This window comes from Corynebacterium sp. LK33, from assembly GCF_014334955.1.
Lineage (GTDB): Bacteria > Actinomycetota > Actinomycetes > Mycobacteriales > Mycobacteriaceae > Corynebacterium > Corynebacterium jeikeium_D.
This window is the reverse complement of the sequence record NZ_PDGU01000024.1, coordinates 19,110-37,972: the sequence shown is the minus strand read 5'-3', so window position 1 is coordinate 37,972 and position 18,863 is coordinate 19,110. Positions and strand designations below refer to the sequence as shown.

Below are 18,863 nucleotides of genomic sequence, written 5' to 3'. Positions count from 1 at the left end.
CCATCGCTACTAAAATTAAGAAGTATGACAGATTCCAGCCGGCACCAACACTCTTCAGGCTCTTACCAAGACGGGGCCGAACGCACGACAAAATTTATCAATAGTCCCGTGCGCCTGGGGACGGCAATTGGCGTCACCACCGCAGTGATCGCACTGCTCGCATTGCTTAAAGCCCACATCATCGGCTCCATTGGCTGGTGGATCATGATAGCGCTTTTACTGGTACTCATCGGCACCACACTTTTCGTGCGCCAGGCAAAAACACCCACCAAAGAAACTCGGCCCTCCTACTTCGCAGAGCCGATGCGTGAGTCACCAAACGACATCTCGTGGAATAGCAGTATAAGCGTGCTGCTCATCTTCCCCGGAGCATGGATCATTGCCGCCGTCGCCGAACGAATTTCCTCTACACCGGTCGCCTGCATAATGACCCTAGTTCTGTCCGCCATCACCGCTACCTGCGCAATCCTGCCGCGGCAATTCGGATTCCTCCCTCTCGCCGCGCATCTTCCTGACAATTTCGCCCAGCGCTGCCCCTACCCCGCCGACTCACCAGAGGCCCGCATCCTCACAGTCCTCTTCATCGCACGTCTACGCGACGGCTACGTCTTCTTCACCGACCAGCTCCCCTATTTCGCCATGCTTGACGACGATACCGTGAGCGCAGCTCTCCACACCCTAGCCGCCGATAAGCGCATCACCATCGCCAAGAACAATTCGGCCCTGACGGAAAAGGGCCGTGCCCGCGAGTTTGCACAACTCACAGACACGGCCCTTGCCAACTAGTGGCTTACTCCCACTCAATGGTTCCCGGTGGCTTGGAAGTCACATCCAGGACCACGCGGTTGACCTCAGGCACCTCGTTGGTGATACGAGTGGAGATTTTCTCCAAAGTGTCGTACGGAACGCGGGTCCAGTCAGCGGTCATCGCATCCTCAGAGGAAACCGGGCGCAGCACGATTGGGTGGCCATAAGTACGACCATCGCCCTGGACACCGACCGAGCGGACGTCGGCAAGCAGGACGACCGGGCACTGCCAGACAACCTCGTCCATACCTGCGGCCGTCATTTCCTCGCGTGCAATGGCGTCGGCGCGACGGAGGGTATCCAGACGCTCCTCATCGACAGCGCCGATGATGCGGATACCAAGACCCGGGCCCGGGAACGGCTGGCGAGCGACGATTTCTTCCGGCAGCCCCAGTTCGCGGCCGACCGCACGGACCTCGTCCTTGAACAGCAGGCGCAGCGGCTCAACGAGGGTGAACTCAACGTCATCCGGCAGACCGCCGACGTTGTGGTGGCTCTTAATGTTGGCGGTACCAGAACCGCCACCGGACTCAACCACATCCGGGTACAGGGTGCCCTGGACCAGGAAGTCCACGGTCTCGCCCTCCGGAGCGCCCTCCAGCGCCTGTGCGACAGCGCGCTCGAAGGAGCGGATGAACTCACGGCCGATGGTCTTACGTTTGGTCTCCGGATCGGTGATACCAGCCAGAGCATCCAGGAAGACCCTGGAATCGTCGACGGTAATCAGCTTCGCACCAGTGGCGGCAACGAAATCCTTCTCAACCTGCTCGCGCTCGCCCTGGCGCAGCAGCCCATGGTCGACGAAGACACAGGTCAGACGGTCACCAATAGCGCGTTGCACAAGCGCGGCGGCAACTGCGGAGTCAACGCCGCCAGACAGACCGCAAATTGCGCGACCGGTCTCACCGACCTGATTACGGACCTGCTCAATCAGCTCTTCCGCGATGTTAGCGGCAGTCCAGTCCGGCTCCAGGCCAGCAATCTCATACAGGAACTTCTCCAGAACCTGCTGACCATACGGCGAGTGGTTGACCTCCGGGTGGTACTGCACACCGGCCATGCGCTTTTCCAAACACTCGAAAGCCGCTACCGGAGCACCCTTGGTGGACGCCGTAACGGTGAAGCCCTCCGGTGCCTTAGACACCGCGTCACCGTGGCTCATCCACACCTCGTGTGTCTCCGGCACACCAGTGTGAGCGACACCGCCACCGTCGACGACGTTTAGCTGCGTGCGGCCGTACTCACGGTCACCGGTAGCAGCGATCGTGCCACCGAGCACCTCAGTCATCGCCTGGAAACCGTAGCAAATACCAAACACCGGAATGCCCAGCTCAAGCCACTCTGGGTTGAGCTTCGGGGCACCTTCGGCGTAGGCACTGGACGGGCCGCCGGACAGCACCAGCGCGGCCGGGTTCTTGGCCTTAATTTCTTCGGTCGTCGCATCATGCGAGACCACTTCGGAATAAATTTTTGCCTCGCGCACACGTCGCGCGATGAGCTGCGCATACTGCGCACCGAAGTCCACGACGAGGACGGGCTTAGTCACCTGTTCAGACACGCCCTAAAGCTTATCAAGACTTACGGACTGCAGGCATACCCAGGTTCAGTGCAGCCGGAGCATCTGCAGGCACAGCCGGGCTCACCGGAGCAATCGGATCCAGGCGCACGTAGGACTCCCCCTGCGCTGGACGCTGATCTTCCTCACCCTTATTCGGCCACAGCGACGTTGCACGCTCCGCATTCGCGGAAATCGACAGTGACGGGTTCACTCCCGGGTTGGCTGCCATCGCCGAACCGTCGTGAATCGAGAGCGTCGGGTAACCCCACACACGCAAGTACGGATCAACAACGCCGTTTTCGGGTGAATCCGAAATCGTCGCGCCGCCAATGAAGTGAGCTGTCAAAGGAATATTTGCCAACTCACCGATAGTGCCACCAGCTAGCACACGACCATTCCGACCACGTGCACTGAGCTTGTCCGCCGCACGTTGCGTAGCTTCGTTACCCGACGGAATCCACGTCGGATTCGGCTCGCCCTCGCCCTGCTTACTCATCAGGAAACGCACCGGCCCAATCTTCTGCAGGTACGTCGTAATCGAGTTGTCGCGATTCTGCATCACCAGAGAAATCACGGTGCGCTGCGACCACTTACGCAGATTCACGAGCTGCGTCAGGTAGTTAGGATGCTTTACGACGGTCCCCACAGCCTGCAACCATCGCGGAGTCCCACGACCTCCTTCGGTCATAATCATCTGCAGCATTGCGATGGCATTAGAGCCCTTACCGTAGCGCACTGGCTCGATATGGGTGTCCTCATCTGGGAAGAATGACGAAGTGATGGCTACACCGTTAGAGAAGTCATTTTCCGGGTCCACCTTCGTACCCATCGCGCCCAAAATAGCCTCGGAGTTGGTGCGGGTCAGCTTGCCCAAAGACTTCGGCAGCAGCGGCAAGTGCCCATCGGCCTGCTGGCGATGCAGCAAATTCTGGGTGCCCCAGGCACCGGCGGCGAGAATGACGCGCTTAGCGCTAAACTGCTGCTTGCCCTTAGCTACCCAACGGCCAGTGCGCTCAGTGTCAATAACCCAGGAGCCATCAGCCTGAGGATGCAGGCCGGTAACGGTAGTGCGGTCAAAGACCTGCGCACCAAACTTCTCCGCCAAGTAGAGGTAGTTCTTAACCAGGGTGTTCTTGGCATTGTGACGGCAACCAGTCATGCACTCACCACATTCCGTACAAGCAGTACGGTCCGGGCCAATCCCCCCGAAGTAAGGATCGGAAACTGTTTGCCCTGGCGCACCCTGTCCACCAGTCTTAGCTCCGAAGAACACACCCACCGGAGTCGAGCGGAAAGTATGGCCCACACCCATATCTTCGGCTACCTCACGCATGACGACGTCGGCAGGCGTGTCGGATGGGTTGGTGACCACCCCGAGCATGCGAGATGCATTGTCATAGTGCGGAGTGAGTTCTGACTCCCAGTCGGTAATGTGCCCCCACTGACGGTGCTGGAAGTATTCAGTGCCCGGCTTATACAGAGTGTTTGCGTAGTTAAGAGAACCACCGCCAACTCCAGCACCAGCGAGAATCATGACATCTTTCAACATGTGCACGCGCTGGACGCCAAAGAGTCCCAGCTTGGGAGCCCACAGGTACTTGTGAAGCCGCCAGCTGGTCTTGGCAAAGTCTTTATCTTCGAACCGTCGACCAGCTTCGAGAACTGCCACTCGGTAGCCCTTTTCGGTCAACCGCAAAGCAGAAACAGAACCACCAAAACCGGAACCGACGATTACAACATCGAAATCACGTTGTTTACTCATGGGAAAAGCCACCTTCTCTAAGGGCGTAACGCTAATGCGCGGAACTCATGTTCCTAACCCTAAGCGGAGGTGGCTTTTCAGTAAGGTAGTTTTGCGAAAAAACTATCCGATTACTTTAATTAAAAACCCTTCGGACGTACCGACAGCTCAACGCGGTGGAAGGACTTCAAGTTGGTAAAGCCGCACTTTGCCATTGCGCGACGCAGGCCACCGGCGAGATTGCGGTCACCGAACGGCGAAGCGGAAGGGCCAAACAGAGCCTCTTCCAGGCTGACCAATTCCTTCTCATCGTCGACGACCGGCCACACCGCACCGCGCGGGTACTTCGGGTGTGCCGCAACAGACGGCCAGGCGTAGCCCTGCCCCGGAGCTTCGTGGACGGTTGCCAGCACACTGGACAGTGCCACAGCATCCGCACCGCAGGCGATTGCCTTGGCAATGTCACCGACGGTATCAATGCCGCCATCGGCAATGATGTGGACGTAGCGCCCCTCGGTCTCATCGAGGTAGTCCTTACGAGCAGCTGCAGCATCCGCAATAGCGGTAGCCATTGGCACATCGATACCGAGCGCATCCGGGGACGTCGTAAAGCCCGTACCGACAATCACACCAGCTGCGCCTGAACGCATCAGATGCAGCGCAGTCTGGTAGTCGACAACGCCACCGGCGATAACTGGAACGTCCAGGCTGCCGATGAAGTCCTTGAGGTTTAGCGGTTCACCCTGAGCCGTGACATGCTCTGCGGAAATCAGCGTGCCCTGGATAACCAACAAGTCGATGCCGGCCTTGATAGCCAGCGGAGCCAGCTCACGGGCATGCTGCGGGGAGACACGAACTGCAGTGATCGCGCCGGTTGCGCGAATCTCCTTGATGCGCTCAACCAACAGGTCAGTATCAATTGGAGCAGAGTGCAGTTCCTGCAGCTTGCGGTTCACTGCCTCGGATTCACGCTTGGTGGCGGCATTCTTTGCCAACTCCACCAGCTCGGCGATCTTGTCCTGCGCATCGGCGTGACGGGCCCAGATACCCTCGGCGTTGAGAACCGCCAAACCGCCCAGGCGAGCAAACTCAGCGACGGATTCCGGGCTGGCGATGGCATCTGTCGGATGCATCATCATCGGGAGTTCGAAATCGTAGGCGTCAATTCGCCAGGAGGTATCGACGTCCTTGGACGACCGGGTACGCCGAGTGGGAACGAGTGCAATATCGTCCAACTCGTAGGTCCGGCGTGCCTCGCGGCCAATACCGATTTCAACGATGTCGCGCATGAGCTTTCCTCACATGCCCTTTCCGTGGAATTTAACTCGACTAAGCCAGTTTAGCGCTGGTAGTAGTTCGGCGCTTCGACAGTCATCTGGATATCGTGCGGGTGCGACTCGCGCAGGCCTGCAGCGGTGATCTGGACGAACTGTGCGTCGTGCAGCTGCTCGACGGTAGCGGAACCGGTGTAGCCCATAGCTGCGCGCAGACCACCGACCAGCTGGTGAACGATGGAGTCGATACTGCCGCGGAACGGAACACGACCCTCAATGCCTTCCGGAACCAGCTTCTCTTCGCTCTTGACATCAGCCTGGAAGTAGCGGTCCTTGGAGTAGGAGCGCTTCTCACCGGTCAGGCCGCGGCCCTGCATAGCACCCAGCGAGCCCATGCCACGGTACATCTTGTACTGCTTGCCGTTGACGAAGGTGACCTCACCCGGAGCCTCAGCGGTACCGGCCAGCATCGAACCGAGCATGACGGAGGATGCACCGGCTGCCAGAGCCTTGGCGATGTCGCCGGAGAACTGCATACCGCCATCGGCGATAATCGGAACGCCAGCCTTCTTAGCTGCGACAGAGGCTTCCATGATGGCGGTGATCTGCGGGGCGCCCACACCTGCGACAACGCGAGTGGTGCAAATCGAGCCTGGGCCGATACCGACCTTGATGGCATCTGCACCCGCGTCAATCATGGCCTGTGCAGCGCCACGGGTAGCCAGGTTGCCGCCGATAATCTGGATGTTCTCGCCGAATTCCTTCTTAACGCGGGAGACCATCTCAAGTACACCTGAGTTGTGGGCGTGAGCGGTATCAACAACGAGCACGTCTACGCCTGCGTCAGCCAATGCGTGCGCGCGCTTCCAGGAGTCCTCGCCGGTACCGATGCCAGCACCGACCAGCAGACGGCCGGAACCATCCTTGGAAGCATTCGGGTACTGATCCTTCTTGACGAAGTCCTTGACGGTAATCAGACCAGTCAGGCGGCCTTCGCCATCGACGATCGGCAGCTTCTCCACCTTGTGAGCGCGCAGCAGGTTCAGCGCCGCATCGCCAGACACACCCTGCTCAGCCACGACCAGCGGCATCGGGGTCATGATTTCGGAAACCTTGCGGTTCAGGTCTGCCTCAAAACGCATGTCGCGGTTGGTGCAGATACCGACCAGCTTGCCGTCCTTGTCGACGACCGGCAGGCCCGAGATGCGGTAACGAGCGCACTTGGCATCTACTTCGGCGATGGTGTCATCCGGGGAACAGGTCACCGGGTCGGACACCATGCCAGCCTCAGAGCGCTTCACAATCTCGACCTGCTGAGCCTGCTCCTCGATAGACAGGTTGCGGTGCAGGATACCCATACCGCCCTGGCGGGCCATGGCAACAGCCATGCGGGCCTCGGTGACGGTGTCCATAGCAGCGGACACAACCGGAATGTTCAGACGCAGCTCACGAGTGAGCTGCGTCGAAGTATCAACGCCGGAGGGGATAACGTCCGAAGCATCCGGCAGCAGCAGGACGTCATCGAATGTAAGGCCGACTAGTGGAATCTTGTTGGGATTGTCTCCGCCGAGGCTAATTCCCGTGGGGTTGGTCATGGACTCCTCCTGCTCCACCCTTGCCGACATCCGGCCAGGGGCGCTATCGCTTCGTGGTTGCCAAACGTTATATACAGGGTAGTCCTTCAGTGATGAAACGCGACAATTAGGCGGAGCGACAGGTGCCCGACAAGGGTTAGCCGAAAGCTAGCTGAGGGTTATTCCAAGGTGAACTAAACCCCAACTAAGTGCATCGCCAATCGACAGGATTGCCGTACAGAGCTGTTACGGTAGTGGTTGTGAACCACAACTTTTTCTCATCCATGCCGCGGGATCCGTTCGAAGGAGATCCCAATGACCCGGCAAGCTTTCTCGAGCCGGATGAGCCGTTTGCTCCACTGACAGACCAGGAACGTCGAGAGGTTCTTGAAGATCTGGCCGCAGTTCGCCTATTCCGTACCGCTTTGAGCCCAGAGGGATTACTGGGCGTCTGTATGTTGTGTGAGGACTGCGGTGACGAGCACTTTTATAACTGGGAGGTTTTGGAAAACCACTACCTGATGCTCCTGTCTGGCCAGGCATCTCCGGTTCACGAGCCACAATTCGATCCAGACCCCTCCCGTTACGCCCCATGGGACTACTGCGCAGGCTTTGTCGACGGTTTGCGTTCTCGCCGACCTGGCCGTTTCTAAAAATTTGGTAAGAGTTTGACGGAATTGTTTGCGTAGTATCCCGGCTGGTCTCCTTAGGTTTACCAACCGTTCATTGTTGGCCTCCACACTTGAGCTCACTGCTTCAAGAAAGCTCAATGAAGGAGACATCAATTCCGATGACGTACATCGACCACTTGCCCGGGCCCAATGCGGATTTGTGGGATTGGCAGCTGCACGGCTCGTGCCGCGGGCAGGACTCCGCGACCTTCTTCCACCCGGAAGGCGAGCGCGGACGCGCACGCAGCCTGCGTGAAGCCCGTGCGAAGGCTATCTGCCGTTCTTGCCCTGTTCTTATGCAGTGCCGTAGTCACGCACTCAAGGTTGGTGAGCCATACGGTGTCTGGGGCGGTCTCAGCGAATCTGAACGAAATGAAATCCTTCGAGCTAAGCCGGCCGCACGTGAACGCGAACTTGAACGCGTTCTAGTTACTGCCATGTAGTCCCCCTCTCTCGGACTCCAGCCAGTTCACATAAAAACCAAAATGCTCCCCACCCTCAGATTGAAAGGTGGGGAGCATTTTACGTGCCAAAGGCCAGGGCACTAGCACACTTGCGATTAGTGAGCGTGATCGTGCTGTGGTTCTTCTTCCGGCTTATCCACAACGGAAGCCTCGGTGGTCAGCAGCATACGCGCCACGGAGGTTGCGTTGACGACTGCGGAGTGAGTGACCTTGACCGGGTCGATGACGCCGGACTCAATCAGGTTCTCGTAAGTGTCAGTAGCAGCGTTGTAGCCGTTGCCGTTCTCCAGCTCACCAATGTGGTAGACAACGACCGCACCGTCCTTACCAGCATTCTCAGCAATCCAGAAAGCCGGACGGGTCAGAGCCTTGGCAACTGCACGGACACCGACTGCCTCGTCGCCCTCGAACTCGTCAGCGAATGCCTCGAGTTCACGGGAGATCTGCACCAGTACGGAACCGCCGCCGGCGATGACACCTTCCTGAGCTGCCGCACGAGCAGCGTTAATGGCATCCTCGACACGCAGCTTGCGCTCGTTGACCTCGGTCTCGGTAGCAGCGCCGACCTTAATGACAGCCACACCGCCAGAGAGCTTCGCCAGACGCTCTTCCAGCTTCTCGCGATCCCAGTCAGAGTCAGTGCGCTCAATCTCGGCACGGATCTGGTTACGACGCTCTTCCACAGCCTCAGCGGTGCCAGCACCGTCAACTAGGACGGTCTCGTCCTTGGTAATGGTGATGCGGCGTGCGTTACCCAGCACCTCAAGTCCAACGTCCTTCAGCTGCATGCCAGTGTCAGCCGTAACGACGGTTGCACCGGTGACAACTGCCAGGTCATCCATGAACGCCTTACGACGGTCACCGAAGTACGGTGCCTTCACTGCGGCAACCTTCAAGGTCTTGCGCATAGCGTTGATGACCAGTGCGGACAGAGCCTCGCCCTCGATATCCTCAGCCATGATCAGAGTCGGCTTGCCGGACTCGGCAATCTTCTCCAGAATCGGCAGGAACTCCGGCAGGGAGGAAATCTTCTCGCGGACCAGCAGCACCTGTGCACCGTCGAGAATCGCCTGCTGAGCCTCAACGTCGGTAATGAAGTACGGCGAGAGGAAGCCCTTGTTGAAGGACACGCCCTCGGTCACGGACAGCTCGGTGGCAATCGACTGCGACTCCTCCACAGAGACGACGCCGTCCTTGCCAACCTTGTCCATGGCACCTGCAACCAGGTCACCAATTTCAGTGTCGCGCGAGGAAACGGTTGCCACCTGTGCGATGGCAGCAGAGCTGCTGACCGGGGTGGCGCGCTGCTTCAGCAGCTCAACCGCCTTGTCGGATGCAGCGTGAATACCGCGGTTCAGCGAAATCGGGTTTGCGCCGGCTGCAACGTTGCGCAGACCCTCGTGGACCAGCGCCTGTGCCAGCAGCGTTGCGGTAGTAGTACCGTCACCGGCAACGTCATTGGTCTTGACCGCAACGGACTTAACCAACTGCGCGCCGAGGTTCTCAAACGGATCCTCAACGTCGATGTCGCGGGCGATGGTCACACCATCATTGGTGACCAGCGGACCGCCGAAGGCCTTGTCCAGGACAACGTTGCGACCCTTCGGGCCAAGCGTGACCTTGACTGCGTCGGCAAGCGTGTCCACACCGCGCTTGAGGCCTTCGCGAGCCTCTTCGTTAAAAGCAATAAGCTTCGCCATGTGTGGGTACGTCCTCCCTTTAGTTCTCGATAACAGCCAGGATGTCACGCTGCGACAGCAGCAGGTACTCTTCGCCCTGGTACTTCAGCTCAGTGCCGCCGTACTTGGAGAAGATGACGATGTCACCCTCCTTGACGTCCATAGGAATGCGGTCATCGTCATCGGCCCAACGACCCGGACCAACTGCGATAACGGTAGCCTCCTGCGGCTTCTCCTTAGCGGAGTCCGGGATAACCAGGCCAGAAGCCGTGGTGGTCTCTGCTTCGTTGATCTGGACGAGGACGCGGTCCTCCAGCGGCTTGATGTTGACGTTCGCCACGATGAATTCCTCCATACATGCGGTGATGTGATGTTCTTGTGCCGGTTGGTCTGCCGTGCACAGCCGTCGTCGCGGGTGAACAACTGTGTGTCAAACAACCTTCGTTAGCACTCTACCCCTGCAAGTGCTAACACTCAACAATAGTGAGCGCTAATGCTAATTGGTCAGCTTGTCGGGGTTACACGCCATACGACCGAACACAGTAACCGTCATTCCGTGTTCCTTGATGTACTCATCGCTAAAGCACGGGCCACCAGAACCGGTTGTGTAGTTACTGTCTGGCTCCCTCCTTTGCCAGGCACCTTCGTCCCATTGGTAAACCGCCAGTCCACCACTGTTTGCGCGCCCACCCAGCGCCCACCATCCGTCACAGGCGACGATCGTAAAGTTTTCCTCCGTAGTCGGGAACGCCGATGCCTCGCAATCCCCACTGATCGGATGATCGGGCGTAGCCGTACTCGTGGTTTCCCTCGTCTTGGTTTTCTCCGGCGACTACACCTTCACGGTCTCTGTCGCAGTCGCAGTAACAGTGAGCTTCGGCGTTACTTCATCCTTGGCACCTGCACCAAACCATTGCTCACCTCGACCACTCGCAACTAGGTAAAGCACCGCTGCCACAGCGACGATCACCACAAGCAACAGCGCGACGACTGCCCATAACACTCCCCGACCACGACCGCGCTGGAGTTCAACTTGCGGTGCTTGCGTTGTTTGCAGTTCACCCTGCGGCGCAAACAGCTCAGTCTGATTATGCGAATTATCGGATGGCTGAAGTTCCCACTCGCTGTAGTCTTTACTCATTTTTGGGCAAGCGCTTTCCTGTAATTGTCCTGCGATCCATGGCAGAGAAACAAGTCAAAGTCAGTTAACGAAACTTAACATGGATCCGGGGGGGGGCAATCACTGCTTATTGCATTAGAGGATCTTCCACAGGCATGGAGGGGTCGGTCGGGCAGGCGTAGCCAGAGGGCTTGACCCCCGCGGCAATGAGGTAGGCGGCAGCTGCGCCAATCATGACTCCGTTGTCGGTGCACAGCTTAATCGGTGGCACATGCAGCGTAATTCCTGCCGAGGTAGCTCGCGCCGCTGCGAGTTCACGCAACCTCGAGTTCGCAGCCACACCACCACCGAGCAGCAGCGTAGTGGCCCCCACATCCTGAGCTGCGCGAACGGCCTTCTTGGTCAATACATCGCAGACCGCCTCCTGGAAGGAAGCACAGACGTCCTCTACGGAGTATTCACGACCTTCCTTCTCTGCCGCTTCGACATAGCGGGCCACGGCGGTTTTCAAGCCGGAGAAGGAGAAGTCATGGCGCGCATCCTGCTGGCGCATCATGGCGCGAGGAAACGCGATGGCCTTGCGATTTCCCTGCTTAGCCAACTTATCGATAATCGGGCCGCCCGGGTAACCCAACCCAAGCAACCTCGAAACCTTGTCGTATGCCTCTCCGGCTGCGTCGTCAAGCGTCGATCCGAGCTCCTCCATCGGACGACCAACCCCCTGTACGCGCAGCAACTGCGTGTGCCCGCCGGAAACTAGCAGCGCCACGGCGTTGGACAAATCCGCGCCGTCGAGAGCTCCGACAGCAACGTGGCCACCAAGGTGATTAATGCCGTAGAAAGGCACACCCCAGGCGGCGGCATAAGCCTTCGCGCCTGCCGAACCGACCAGCAGCGCACCGGCGAGACCGGGTCCCACGGTAGCGGCGACGGCATCTGGGATAAAAGTATCGGTACCGAGCTTGGCAGCTGCTTGCGCGCGCGCCTCGGAGACTACTGGCTGCAGGGCTTCCAAATGAGCGCGGGAAGCAATCTCCGGGACCACACCACCGAAGCGGGCGTGCTGTTCCATGGAGGATGCGACGACGTCGGCAAGCACTTCCACCTCGGGAATGGCGGGGGTGCTGGTGTCGGTGTCGTCGTAGCGCACACGCATCACTGCAGCGCCAGTCTCATCGCAGGAACTCTCGATTGCCAGCAGGGTCAACTCGGTCATAGCAGTCATGGTACTAGCGCACCACCGGGTCACTTACCAGCGACCGAGTTTAAATTTCGAGGCGACCGAGGTTCCGCACAGCGGCACGCCAGAGAGCGTATTCCTCTGGGTAGTCATCGCGGTAGTGACGCACGGCGCGCATACCGTGCTTAATACGCTCGATTTCCTCGTCGCCGATATCCTTGCCCTCGGCGTCGACAAATACGACCGTTCCGCAAATTGCGGTGGTGGGGTCGGTAAAGAAAGCCGAGTTGCCCGTAGCAGCCTCATTGCGGCCGAGGGACGCGACCGGATTCGGTTCAGCGCCCTCAGCCTTGGCCGTCGGGTTGTAGAGAGCGGCGTAATCGGCGCCGTCTTCCTGAAACGCCACCGAAACACGGTCGGAGGAAACTCCGCCGAGGAATGTAGCAGCGGCCTCCAACTCAAATTCGACGATGCGATGCGTCAGGTCAGGGTTCACCAGAAAACCTTTAATCATGGAAACAGAGGTACCGCACCGCACCCGCTCCCGCATCTCGAGAGCGCTACCCCCACTATGGCCGCGGGATGTTGCGGAGGTTCGACCGTGCCATGTTGATCATCTGACCAACGCCGCCGCCGAAGACGGTGCGAGTAGCGGCCTTGGAGAATCCCATCAGCATGTCCCAGGTGATGTTTGCCGGGATGGACAGGGCATTCGGGTCGGTGATCATGTCCACCAACACCGGGCCGTCGTATGCCAGCGCCTCCTGAATCAGGCGAGGCGCATCGGCCGGATCTTCAATTCGGATGGCCTTGATACCCAACGACTCTGCGACTCCGGCGTAGTCCACTGCGTCGTGGTCGGTCTCGTGCTCCGGCAGCCCCTGAACCAGCATTTCCAGCTTGACCATGCCGAGCGAGGAGTTGTTGAACACAAACATCTTGATGGGTAGCTGCTCCTGCTTCACGGTGATGAGCTCACCGAGCAGCATTGACAGGCCACCGTCACCGTTGAAGGTAATGACCTGACGGTCCCGGTCAGCAGCCTGCACACCAATGGCCTGCGACAGTGCGTTGGCCATAGTGCCGTGACGGAAGGAACCAATCTGCTCTCGCTTGCCATTCGGCGTGACGTAGCGCGCAGCCCAGACATTGCCCATGCCGGTATCGACGGTGAAGACGGCATCGTCATCGGCGTACTTATCAATCAGGTCGGCCACATACTCCGGGTGAATCGGGCGCATGTTCTCAACGTCGTGGGTGTATGCCTCGATGACGTGGCTGAGCAGGCGCTCGTGGTTCCGCAGCTGCTTGTCCAGGAAGGAACGGTCGGTCTTTTCATCCAGGTGCGGCAGGATGGTTTCGATCGTGGCAGCCACATCGCCGACGACTGGGTACTTCACCGTGGTACGACGACCGATGGCACGACCATCGATATCGACCTGTGCGACGTTCTTAGTCGGCAGGAAGTCGTTGTACGGGAAGTCAGTACCGAGCAGAATCAACAGATCAGCATCGTTGGAGGCATCGTGGCAGGCGCCGTAGCCCAGCAGGCCGGACATACCGACGTCATAGGGGTTGTCGTACTGGATGTACATCTTGCCACCCAGCGCATGTCCCACCGGCGACTTAATCTTCTCCGCAAGCTTGAGCACCTGTTCGCGGGCGTCCTTCACACCTGCGCCACAGAAAAGCGTGACGGTTTTAGCCTCGTTGATTGCGTCGGCAAGCGCGGCGGCCTGGCCGGCGTCAGGGAATACGACTGGGCGGCCGCTGCTGATAGTGGAGGTGACGAACTCATCATTCTCCACCTCATGCGTTGTAATGTCGCCCGGCAGAACCAGCACGGAAACACCGTGGCCAGTCATGGTCGACTGGATAGCGTGATGCAAAACGACGCCACCCTGCTCAGCGGAGTTGACCATCTCGCAGTAACCGGAGCACTCGTTGAAGATGAACTCCGGATGGGTCTCCTGGAAGAAGTTCGAGCCAATCTGGCGGGAAGGAATGTGCGATGCCAGCGCCAGCACCTTTGCGCCGTTGCGGTGGGAGTCATACAGGCCCTGAATGAGGTGGGTATTACCCGGGCCACAGGAGGCCGCACACACTGCTAATTCGCCGGTGACCAGGGACTCCGCGCCGGCGGCGAAGGCGGCAGCCTCTTCGTTGCGAACGTGCACCCACTCAATGGAGGACTCGCGCACAGCGTCGACAATGGGGTTCAAACTATCTCCAACGAGTCCGAAGATTCGCTTGACACCCTGCTTCTCTAGGGTTTCTACGAGCTGTTTTGCAAAGGTTTTAGCCATGTGCCCGGTCTAACGCAGATTAGTCAATACGTCAACATCTAGCTGGCCAACTCAGGCCGACACATCGTGTACGCATCCGCCCCAGAGCCCGGATAATAGTTCTTTCGCAGCCCCATATTCTCGAAGTCATAGCGCCGATACATGGCGATTGCGGGTTCGTTATCTGTGCGAACTTCTAAGAAAACCGGGCCCGGATCCTCCGCCACAGCTGCCATCAGCGCGTCCATCAGCTGCGTCCCAAAGCCCCGGCGCTGCCACTTCTTCCCCACCCCGATGGTGTGAATCTCGTACTCGGCGGCACCCGCAGGCCCCAGCTTGGTAATCCCCGCATAGCCGCACAGTTCTTCGTCCTCGTCTACATCTGCAATCAGCCCGACGTAGAAATTGTTCGGCGCGGCCAGCTCTGCCATAAAGGCCGATTCCGGCCAGGGATCGTCGCCGGCAAACAGCTCCGCCTCAATCGCCGCGCACGCCTTGGCCGCAGGAGGTCCGAGACGCACTAGCTTGACGACGCTCATCTCATAGCCTTCGGGACAACGGCATCCGGACGGCGCAAGTACAGCGGCACCAGTGGGCCCGGCGCGGAGTCAAAGTCGACCGCTTCAACCATGGTTTTCGGAGTGGGAAAGACTTGTTCGGCAGGAACCTCAAGCCCGGCAATTTGCTCGATGTGGCTGAGGCTGCCGCGGGCGTGGCTCGGCGCGAAGTCGGCGGCTTCTGCTGCAAGTTCTTCCTTGAGCAGCTCCATGACGTCGGCTGGCTTGGCCACTGCCGGACCGAAAACCCGCTGGCCATCGCGGTAGGCGGCGAAGTACACCTCGCGGCGGCGGGCATCGGTGACGACCAGTTCATCGCCAACCCCACCCGCAAGCGCATCCAGGCTGCAGATGCCGTAGCAGGGAATTCCGAGAGCGTCGGCGAAGGAGGCTGCGGTGGCCATACCAACGCGCAATCCCGTAAAAGGCCCCGGACCACAGCCGACAACCACGGCATCTAGCTCGGTTGCCGCCACCCCACTGTCAGTGAGGCACTGCTGAATCAGCGGCACCAGCACCTCGTTGTGCGCACGGGCATCCAGGTGCAGCTTTTCGGCCACGGTTTCACCATCGCGGACAATTCCCGCGGTGACCTGTGGAGTCGATGTGTCAACGGCCAAAATGTTCATACTCAGTAACCTACTTGAACCGACTTGAAGCTACTTGCTCCACTTCCAGGTGACGACGCGGGCATCGTCGTCACGCGAACGATCGATATTCACCTGCAGATAGCGCTCGGAGAGCACCTCGGCGAGCCCCATTCCCCACTCGGCGACCACGACGCTGTCCTCAAGGTCGGTGTCCAAATCGAGCGAGTCCAGCGCATCGAAGGCATCACCATCGGAGCCGGGCCCCTCTTCGCCGAAGAGTCGATAGGCGTCGACGTGGATAAGGGTGACGCCGTCGGTTGCCAGCGGACGGTGCTCGCGGGCGATGGTGAACGTCGGCGACGTCACGCGACCGCGCACGTTCATGCCACGGGCGATGCCCTGCGTGAGGGTCGTTTTGCCCGCGCCGAGTGGGCCATCGAGAATCACCAAATCCCCAGCTGCCAACTCCCGGCCAATCTCCTCGCCGAGGTCACGCATGTCCTCTGCGGTTGGCGCGAGCCGGCTGCGCACCCACTTTCGCTCGCTACGCCCCTTCGGCGCGGTGAGGATTTCATAGTTAATGGTGCCGGATGCCTCCGCGAGGTCATCGAGACCGGGCTCCCCCAGTGTGGAATCGCCGACGATGACCGCAGTGTCGCCGGCCTCGACATCGCTGTCGGGCCCCAGGTCGACGACGAATTGATCCATACACACCCGTCCTACCTGCGGGTAGCGTGTGCCATTGATACTGACCTCGAAACGCCCGGAGGCCGAGCGCATCATGCCGTCGGCATAGCCACAGGGCACGATGCCGATGGTGGTATCGCGGCCAGTTGTCCACGTCTGTCCGTAGGACACCGACTCTCCCGCCGGCAGCTTCTTGACCAAAATGACCGACGCTTCCCACCGCATCGCGGGACGCAATCCATGGGTGGCACCCACAATTGGCTCACCACCATAAATAGCCAGCCCCGGGCGCACCATGTCGAAGGCCAAGTCCGGGCGCGACAACGATGCCGGCGAATTCGCCGCATGGTTAATCAGCTCGTCCAGCCCCGCCTCACGCAGTGCCGCAATCGCAGCACGGAAATTCTGCGCCTGCTTATCGACGCTCTCGTGGCCCGGCTCATCCGCGCACGCAAAGTGCGTGAAAGTACCGGTGACGTTCAGAGCACCGGTCTTGTGCAGCTCGACCAGCTGAGCGACCGCATGCTCAAAGTCCCCATTGGCCATAGAGAATCCCGAGCGGCCCAAACCCGTATCGACCATCACCGTCACACGTGGTGTCACCGACAGCGCCCGCCCGGCATTGGCCACGGCCAGCGCATGAGCCATCGACGGCAGACCGAGGTCAATATCTGCAGCCACAGCTCGCTGCACCAATGAGGTGGCCGCTGCGTCCCAGATCCAGGCGAGGATGGGGATGGTGTGGCCGTCGTCAAGCGTGGCGCGGAGTTCCTCGCGGAGGGAGAGCGCCTCGTCGATTGTTGCGACACCGAGCTGCGTTGCCCCGCCGGCCAGCGCGGCACGCGCGGTCTGCAGCGCACCCTGCGAGTAGCCGTCCGCCTTGACGACGGCCATGAATTCCGACACCCCTGCGATGGCCTTGACGGTCTTCACATTGTGGGTGATCGCGTCGAGATTAACGGTATGGGTCAGGATGGCTGGTGCCGAGGAAGTCATAGCCGTATTTTGCCACTGCTGCCTTCGTTGGTGAACCATGCGGTGGCATCTCGGATGGATTCGGCGATGTCCTGGGCGCTGCAGGGTGCTGGTCCGAACTCTGTCTGCGCGGCCAAAAATGCGGCGCGCGCATGAATAATTGCTGGTACATAGAGGGCTTCGCCACGCGCTACCCAGGCACCGAGGAGCCCGGACAGTACATCGCCAGAGCCCGGCGTGGCTGCCCAGGAGCTACCCGCGTCAACCACGACTGTGCGCTGCGTTGCCGGATTGGCAATCACGGTACGGCGCCCCTTGAGCAACACTTCGCAGGAGAACTGCTCGGCAAGTTCACGGGCGTCTGCGATGGGGTTAGTGACCTCGTGCCCGGTCAGGCGCTCGAATTCACCGGCGTGCGGCGTGAGAACAGTGCGCAGGTTGCGCTCCTGGCCGCGCTCACGAATGAGCTGTCGGATGTCCTCATGCTTCGACAGCAGTGTCAGTGCGTCAGCGTCGATGACCACTGGTTTGTCAGTGGCCAGAATGTCTCGCAGTTCCTCGGCGGCTTTCTCATCAGTGCCCCGACCGGGACCGACGACCCAGGCATCGACGCGTACCTCTTTGCGATCCACCGAGTCCTGCTGCGCAATGACCGTCGGCAAGGCTGCGGTGATGCGGTTGCGTGCGGCCGCGTCGCCGACATAGATGACCGCGGGACTGGTCGCATGCACGGCAGCGGTGGCGCACAGCTGACCTGCGCCGGGATACGCCTCGCTACCAGCGGCGATTCCTGTAACTCCAGTGGAGTACTTGTGGTCTGCAGCACCGGGTTCGAGCGGGGTCATCGCGCCAAGTGGTGCCGGAAAGCTCCCGCCTAGGGCTTCGTAGAACTCCACGGTCGGAGTCTGGTGGTGGACGGCATTGTAGGTACCGTTTTCATAGAGCGTCTGCCCCAGTCCTGGAAGTTCGAGGGAGAAGGAGTCGAGGGAAATTTCATGTAATTCGACGGTGCCACAGGATTCGGACAGCGAGTGCGCGTAGCGCAGACCGCCGAAAGTCACCGTTGTCGTGGCCTCGACGTGGGATGGCAGGTACGGGCTCTGTCCTTCCTCCAGATCAGGGTCTGGATTGATGGTCTGGGCAGACGGGTCAAAAGTACGCCCAGTATCGGCTTCTACGCCGCTCGGCACATCAACCGCGAGAATGGGAACTTTGCCCAACCGCGCTTCGCGCACCAACCACGCGGCCTCTTCACGCAGCGCGCCGTGACCTCCGAGCCCCACGATGCCGTCGATGATCAGTGCGTAGTCTTCACTAATCGACCACAGAATCTTCGATAAATCCGTCTCCCGGTCACACCCCAACGGCAGCACCCGCCCACCTGCGAGTTCAAAAGCTTTCAGCGCCCGTTCATGCGGCTTCGAGCCCAGCAAAACCGCATCCACGCCATGCCCATCCGAGGACAAGTTTCGGCCAGCATAGAGTGCATCGCCACCATTGCCTCCCGATCCAACCAACAGCAGCACGCGACCGCGACCAGGCTCCGGAGATGCCTCTGAGAGCATCCGCTCCGCCACCTCCGACACAGCGGCGGCTGCGTGGCGCATGAGTTCGTCGTCACGCGTTTGTGCGTCCAGATAGGGCTGTTCCGCGGCGCGAATTTCGGCAGCTGTGTAGCAGTACGTCATAAACCCAGCCTAC

The 18,863-nt window shown here is 59.8% G+C and carries 17 protein-coding genes; 3 read left to right on the top strand and 14 right to left on the bottom strand.

Going from position 1 to position 18,863, the window contains the following annotated elements:
• Positions 1 to 24 precede the first annotated feature (24 nt).
• Positions 25 to 786, top strand: coding sequence for a hypothetical protein (locus CRD20_RS07415; RefSeq protein ID WP_016422123.1), 762 nt, complete (start codon positions 25 to 27; stop codon positions 784 to 786).
• Positions 787 to 790: 4 nt separating this feature from the next.
• Here CRD20_RS07415 and guaA read toward each other — a convergent pair whose 3' ends face one another.
• The 4 genes from guaA to guaB all read right to left on the bottom strand — a co-directional run bounded on the left by guaA (position 791) and on the right by guaB (position 6,975).
• Positions 791 to 2,365, bottom strand: coding sequence for a glutamine-hydrolyzing GMP synthase (gene guaA, locus CRD20_RS07410; RefSeq protein WP_070566164.1), 1,575 nt, complete (start codon positions 2,363 to 2,365; stop codon positions 791 to 793).
• Between the two features lie 13 nt (positions 2,366 to 2,378).
• Positions 2,379 to 4,127, bottom strand: a complete 1,749-nt coding sequence (locus tag CRD20_RS07405; protein WP_187405167.1) for an FAD-dependent oxidoreductase — start codon at positions 4,125 to 4,127, stop codon at positions 2,379 to 2,381.
• A gap of 119 nt (positions 4,128 to 4,246) precedes the next feature.
• Positions 4,247 to 5,395 carry a GuaB3 family IMP dehydrogenase-related protein gene (locus tag CRD20_RS07400; protein WP_016422120.1) on the bottom strand — a complete coding sequence of 383 codons (1,149 nt, stop codon included), beginning with the start codon at positions 5,393 to 5,395 and terminating at the stop codon, positions 4,247 to 4,249.
• Positions 5,396 to 5,445: 50 nt separating this feature from the next.
• Positions 5,446 to 6,975 carry an IMP dehydrogenase gene (guaB, locus tag CRD20_RS07395; protein WP_016422119.1) on the bottom strand — a complete coding sequence of 510 codons (1,530 nt, stop codon included), beginning with the start codon at positions 6,973 to 6,975 and terminating at the stop codon, positions 5,446 to 5,448.
• Between the two features lie 263 nt (positions 6,976 to 7,238).
• Between guaB and CRD20_RS07390 the strand changes: the two genes are divergently transcribed.
• A complete protein-coding gene (locus CRD20_RS07390; protein WP_038629374.1) occupies positions 7,239 to 7,607 on the top strand; it encodes a DUF5319 domain-containing protein in 369 nt (122 codons plus the stop codon).
• 137 nt (positions 7,608 to 7,744) lie between these two features.
• Entirely contained in the window at positions 7,745 to 8,068 is a 324-nt protein-coding gene (locus CRD20_RS07385; RefSeq protein ID WP_016422117.1) for a WhiB family transcriptional regulator, read from the top strand.
• 116 nt (positions 8,069 to 8,184) lie between these two features.
• On the opposite strand, the gene groL is transcribed toward CRD20_RS07385, so the two are convergent.
• From groL to CRD20_RS07335, 10 genes are all read right to left on the bottom strand, one after another.
• On the bottom strand, positions 8,185 to 9,789 hold the full coding sequence (gene groL, locus CRD20_RS07380; RefSeq protein ID WP_070604455.1) for a chaperonin GroEL: 1,605 nt from the start codon (positions 9,787 to 9,789) through the stop codon (positions 8,185 to 8,187).
• A 19-nt stretch (positions 9,790 to 9,808) separates the two neighbouring features.
• Positions 9,809 to 10,108 carry a co-chaperone GroES gene (groES, locus tag CRD20_RS07375; RefSeq protein WP_005510054.1) on the bottom strand — a complete coding sequence of 100 codons (300 nt, stop codon included), beginning with the start codon at positions 10,106 to 10,108 and terminating at the stop codon, positions 9,809 to 9,811.
• A 492-nt stretch (positions 10,109 to 10,600) separates the two neighbouring features.
• The gene (locus tag CRD20_RS11205; RefSeq protein ID WP_246819607.1) at positions 10,601 to 10,909 is read right to left on the bottom strand and encodes a hypothetical protein; all 309 of its coding nucleotides are present in this window, start codon (positions 10,907 to 10,909) and stop codon (positions 10,601 to 10,603) included.
• Positions 10,910 to 11,015: 106 nt separating this feature from the next.
• Positions 11,016 to 12,095, bottom strand: a complete 1,080-nt coding sequence (gene tsaD / locus CRD20_RS07365; protein WP_070642941.1) for a tRNA (adenosine(37)-N6)-threonylcarbamoyltransferase complex transferase subunit TsaD — start codon at positions 12,093 to 12,095, stop codon at positions 11,016 to 11,018.
• 58 nt (positions 12,096 to 12,153) lie between these two features.
• The gene (locus CRD20_RS07360) at positions 12,154 to 12,582 is read right to left on the bottom strand and encodes a hypothetical protein (protein ID WP_042388422.1); all 429 of its coding nucleotides are present in this window, start codon (positions 12,580 to 12,582) and stop codon (positions 12,154 to 12,156) included.
• A 55-nt stretch (positions 12,583 to 12,637) separates the two neighbouring features.
• On the bottom strand, positions 12,638 to 14,374 hold the full coding sequence (locus tag CRD20_RS07355) for a pyruvate dehydrogenase (RefSeq protein ID WP_016422112.1): 1,737 nt from the start codon (positions 14,372 to 14,374) through the stop codon (positions 12,638 to 12,640).
• 38 nt (positions 14,375 to 14,412) lie between these two features.
• The gene (gene rimI, locus CRD20_RS07350) at positions 14,413 to 14,892 is read right to left on the bottom strand and encodes a ribosomal protein S18-alanine N-acetyltransferase (protein WP_187405166.1); all 480 of its coding nucleotides are present in this window, start codon (positions 14,890 to 14,892) and stop codon (positions 14,413 to 14,415) included.
• Positions 14,889 to 15,539 carry a tRNA (adenosine(37)-N6)-threonylcarbamoyltransferase complex dimerization subunit type 1 TsaB gene (gene tsaB / locus CRD20_RS07345; protein WP_187405165.1) on the bottom strand — a complete coding sequence of 217 codons (651 nt, stop codon included), beginning with the start codon at positions 15,537 to 15,539 and terminating at the stop codon, positions 14,889 to 14,891. The genes rimI and tsaB overlap by 4 nt, the downstream gene beginning before the upstream one ends.
• A gap of 30 nt (positions 15,540 to 15,569) precedes the next feature.
• The gene (gene alr, locus CRD20_RS07340; protein WP_187405164.1) at positions 15,570 to 17,183 is read right to left on the bottom strand and encodes an alanine racemase; all 1,614 of its coding nucleotides are present in this window, start codon (positions 17,181 to 17,183) and stop codon (positions 15,570 to 15,572) included.
• Positions 17,180 to 18,850 carry an NAD(P)H-hydrate dehydratase gene (locus tag CRD20_RS07335; RefSeq protein ID WP_187405163.1) on the bottom strand — a complete coding sequence of 557 codons (1,671 nt, stop codon included), beginning with the start codon at positions 18,848 to 18,850 and terminating at the stop codon, positions 17,180 to 17,182. Before CRD20_RS07335 ends, alr begins: the two co-directional genes overlap by 4 nt.
• Between the last annotated feature and the right edge of the window lie 13 nt (positions 18,851 to 18,863).